Raw genomic sequence first — 4,158 nt, 5'->3', positions numbered from 1 at the left:
GGATATCCGCGACGCACTGAATCTCGACGACACGATCTTCGAAATCAAGCTGACGCCGAACAAGGCGGACTGCCTGTCCGTGTTCGGCATGGCGCGCGAAACGGCCGCGATCACCGGCGCGCCGCTGACCGCGCTCGACATTCGCCCGGTGCGCGTCGAACTCGACGATACGCTGCCCGTGCGTATCGCCGCGCCGGACCTGTGCGGCCGCTTCTCGGGCCGTGTGATCCGTGGCGTGAACGCGCGCGCGAAAACCCCGCAATGGATGGTCGAGCGCCTCGAGCGCGCGGGCCAGCGCAGTGTGTCGGCGCTCGTCGACATCTCGAACTACGTGATGTTCGAGCTGGGCCGGCCGTCGCACGTGTTCGATCTCGACAAGATCCACGGCGGCATCGAAGTGCGCTGGGGCAAGCGCGGCGAGACGCTCAAGCTCCTGAACGGCAATACGGTCGAGCTGGACGAGACAGTCGGCGTGATCGCCGACGATCGTCAGGTCGAGAGCCTTGCGGGCATCATGGGCGGCGACAGCACGGCCGTCACGCTCGACACGACCAACATCTACCTCGAAGCGGCGTTCTGGTGGCCGGACAGCATCCGCGGCCGCGCACGCAAGTACAACTTCTCGACCGATGCGGCGCACCGCTTCGAGCGGGGCGTCGACTATGCGACGACCGTCGAGCACGTCGAACGCATCACGCAACTGATTCTCGAAATCTGCGGCGGCAAGGCCGGCCCGATCGACGATCAGGCGGTCAATCTGCCGCAGCGTGCGCCGGTCACGATGCGCGTGTCGCGCGCGAACCGCATCATCGGTGTCACGATCGACGCCGACGAGATCGCGGGCATCTTCACGCGTCTTGGCCTGCCGTTCGAGCGTGACGGCGATGTGTTCTCGGTGACGCCGCCGTCGCATCGTTTCGACATCGAGATCGAGGAAGACCTGATCGAGGAAGTCGCGCGAATTTATGGCTTCGAGAAGATTCCGGCGCGTCCGCCGGTCGCGACGAGCGAAATGCGCGCGACCCACGAGACGCAGCGTTCGATCCATACGATTCGTCACGCCCTGGCCGCGCGCGATTACGCAGAAACGGTCAACTTCAGCTTCGTCGACGCGGAGTGGGAGCGCGATTTCGCCGGCAACGACAACCCGATTCGTCTGCTGAATCCGATCGCAAGCCAGCTGTCGGTGATGCGTACGACCTTGTTCGGCAGCCTGATCGCCGTGCTGCGCCACAACCTCAACCGCCGCGCGGATCGCGTGCGCGTGTTCGAGGCCGGTCGCGTGTTTCTCGCCGATCCGTCCGTCAAGGCCGGCGAGCTGACAGTCGAAGGCTACGCGCAGCCCAAGCGGGTCGGCGCGCTCGCCTACGGCCCGGCGATCGAGGAGCAATGGGGCGCGCCGACGCGTGCCGTGGATTTCTTCGACGTCAAGGGCGACCTCGAGGCGCTCCTCGCACCGGCGGTCGCACGCTTCGTGAAGGCTGAGCATCCGGCGCTGCATCCGGGCCGCAGCGCGCGTATCGAGATCGACGGCCGCGCAGTCGGCTGGATCGGCGAACTGCACCCGCGTCTCATGCAGAAGTACGAACTGCCGCATGCGCCGGTGATGTTCGAGATCGATACCGACGCGCTCGTCGCACGCACGCTGCCGGCCCCGACCGAGGTGTCGAAATTCCCGCCGGTGCGCCGCGACATCGCGGTCGTCGTCGATCAGGCGGTCGAGGTTCAGGCGCTTTTCGACGAAATGAAGAAGGCGCTCGCCGACGATGCCTGCCGATTCGTTCAGAAGGTTGTACTCTTCGACGAATTTCGTGCAAAATCAAACACTTCCGGTGGTCTTGCCGCACACGAGAAGAGCCTTGCCTTCCGCGTGACGCTGCAGGATCCGGCCGGCACGCTGCAGGATGAGGTCGTCGACGCGGCGATCCAGGCGCTGGTCGAGCGGATGGCGCGTGTCGGTGCGCGCTTGCGCGGCTGAGGAAAAGGTCGCCGCCGGGCAGGGCTGCCCGGGCGGCCTTTCCCGATCGTGAGTTTTGGTTTAACGCGCTGTATGGCAGATATGAACGACATGACCTCGAGTGAATTCGAAGCCCTTCTGACGGCGCAACGCAGCGCCATGTCTCGCGACGCCTCCGCGCCGGCATCGGGCGAAACGCCGACGCTGACGAAAGCGGAGCTGGCCGAGCTGCTGTTCGACAGCGTCGGGCTGAACAAGCGCGAGGCGAAGGACATGGTCGAGGCGTTCTTCGAGGTGATCCGCGATGCGCTCGAGAACGGCGAAAGCGTCAAGCTGTCGGGATTCGGCAACTTCCAGCTGCGGGACAAGCCGCAGCGTCCAGGCCGTAATCCAAAGACGGGCGAGGCGATTCCGATCGCCGCGCGCCGGGTGGTCACTTTCCACGCAAGCCAGAAGCTGAAGGCGCTGGTCGAAAACGGCGCGGAGCAAAGCTCCGGTCGCTGAAGCGTTCCGCGCGGCCCCGCGCACTTTACCGATGGTTAACTGACGATGACCACGACGGTTGAGAAAGTCGTCTTGCCTCCGATTCCCGCGAAGCGCTACTTCACGATCGGCGAAGTGAGCGAGCTATGCGGCGTCAAGCCCCACGTTCTGCGCTACTGGGAACAGGAATTCACGCAGTTGCGACCGGTCAAGCGGCGGGGCAATCGCCGGTATTACCAGCACCACGAGGTGCTGCTGATCAGGCGGATCCGCGAATTGCTGTACGAGCAGGGCTTCACGATTAACGGCGCCCGCAACCGGCTCGATTCCGGCGCGCGCGGTGCGGGAGCCGGTGAAGGGATGGCGGACGCGATGTCATCAACCGGCGAGGCCGCCAGCGTCCCGCCGGCCGCGGAGCGGGGCGATCAGGTCGATATCTCGAGCCTGCGCGAAGCATTTCTTGGCGTGATGGCGATTCTCAAGCACGATTGAACCGGCCCGCGCGCCCGCGCGGCGCCAGAACAAAAGCCTGCCGGCTTCATGACCGGCAGGCTTTTTTCATTTCTTCCGGCGTTGCGGGTGCGGGCAGACTCGAGCGCGAGAAAAAATCGTGCGCCGTGTACTCGGCTTTGCAGCAGGCGCTGACGAGGTGGCCGGCCCAGGTGTTTCGCGCCTTCATTGACTTTCCGAGCGTCATATGTGCCGATCTGTGCGCATCGTCGGTCATCGCGACCTGATTGGCGTTCGGCACTGCGTGTGAACGCAAGCCTTTCCTTGGCGGCAACACCCTTCACGCATCCCCGGAGATCCGGCGCACAGGCCGGTTAAGCCGTTTATTCGAGATTTGCGACATACGTGATACCCCGGACTTAGAAGTTGGGATCTAGTCGCTTGAGTATTGCCGGTGCGCCCATTAAGATTTCTCGAACGAATGTCTCATTGCGCAATGTTACATTTTTAGAAAAGCAAGACTGGAGACGAACCGGATGGTGGCGGATACACGTCCAGGCGCTTCTCCGGTTCCTGCCCGCAGCGTAAGTCATGCGCCGCGCCCCGGCGCGAGGCAGGCCGCGCGGCATGATCGCGGGACATAAAAATACGGAGCGAGACGATGCGAATGAATCTCCGCAGGCTGGTGGTGTGGGCGATGGCGCTCGCGGGCGGTGCCGTGCTGAGCGGCTGCTCGCTGATTTATCCGCCGGTCGGCATGACGCTGGCGCATTACGCGAATGATCACGTGGTGCCGGAGGTGCTGGGCAGCGACGACATGGATATGTCCGTCTGCGGTACCGGGGCCGGGCTGCACCAGCTGCTCGAGTCGTTCGAGAAAGTCGTCAAGCGTCCGAGCGCTGTCCTGATGGATACCGAACTCCTCGCGGGATACTGCGCGGAAATGCGAGCGAACGAGGCGCACCTGATGTATCTGCAGGCGCTGCATGACGGGCAGGCCAACCGCGCAAGGGATTTCCACATCGTAGAGCAACGTCTGCAGAGTCTGGCCGCGAAGCGACGCTATGCCGCGTACCGCGACTTCGTCACGGCCTACGGCCATTTCGGCGACGCAAACGCGTGTCCGCGCTTCCAAAACGACCAGGATCAGGCCGAATACCTGATTGGCCTGATCACGACCGTCCAGGCGTTGCTCAGCGACATCCAGGCGGGCAGCGTCGTCGGCGTGCCGCAGGATGTCGCGAACCGGGCGGCGAGATCGTCGGAGT

5 protein-coding genes are annotated in these 4,158 nt (G+C 64.1%); 4 read left to right on the top strand and 1 reads right to left on the bottom strand.

Translation table 11 applies throughout. The annotated features are described in order from the left end of the window. From pheT to KH616_RS22260, 3 genes are all read left to right on the top strand, one after another. Window positions 1-1,978, top strand: a 1,978-nt coding sequence (gene pheT / locus KH616_RS22270; RefSeq protein WP_292251398.1) for a phenylalanine--tRNA ligase subunit beta, incomplete at its 5' end; no start/stop codon positions are given. An 81-nt stretch (window positions 1,979-2,059) separates the two neighbouring features. Further along, window positions 2,060-2,461 (top strand): integration host factor subunit alpha, encoded by a 402-nt coding sequence (locus KH616_RS22265; protein ID WP_292251396.1) that lies wholly within the window; start codon window positions 2,060-2,062, stop codon window positions 2,459-2,461. Between the two features lie 45 nt (window positions 2,462-2,506). Further along, window positions 2,507-2,932, top strand: coding sequence for a MerR family transcriptional regulator (locus tag KH616_RS22260; protein WP_292251395.1), 426 nt, complete (start codon window positions 2,507-2,509; stop codon window positions 2,930-2,932). A 46-nt stretch (window positions 2,933-2,978) separates the two neighbouring features. Here KH616_RS22260 and KH616_RS22255 read toward each other — a convergent pair whose 3' ends face one another. Beyond that, on the bottom strand, window positions 2,979-3,167 hold the full coding sequence (locus KH616_RS22255) for a hypothetical protein (RefSeq protein ID WP_292251393.1): 189 nt from the start codon (window positions 3,165-3,167) through the stop codon (window positions 2,979-2,981). A 384-nt stretch (window positions 3,168-3,551) separates the two neighbouring features. On the opposite strand from KH616_RS22255, the gene KH616_RS22250 reads away from it, so the two are divergent. Next, a partial coding sequence (locus KH616_RS22250) for a hypothetical protein (RefSeq protein WP_292251391.1) occupies window positions 3,552-4,158 on the top strand: 607 nt, incomplete at its 3' end.

The organism is Burkholderia sp., from assembly GCF_018375725.1.
Lineage (GTDB): Bacteria > Pseudomonadota > Gammaproteobacteria > Burkholderiales > Burkholderiaceae > Burkholderia.
This window is presented reverse-complemented; position numbering and strand designations above follow the sequence as displayed.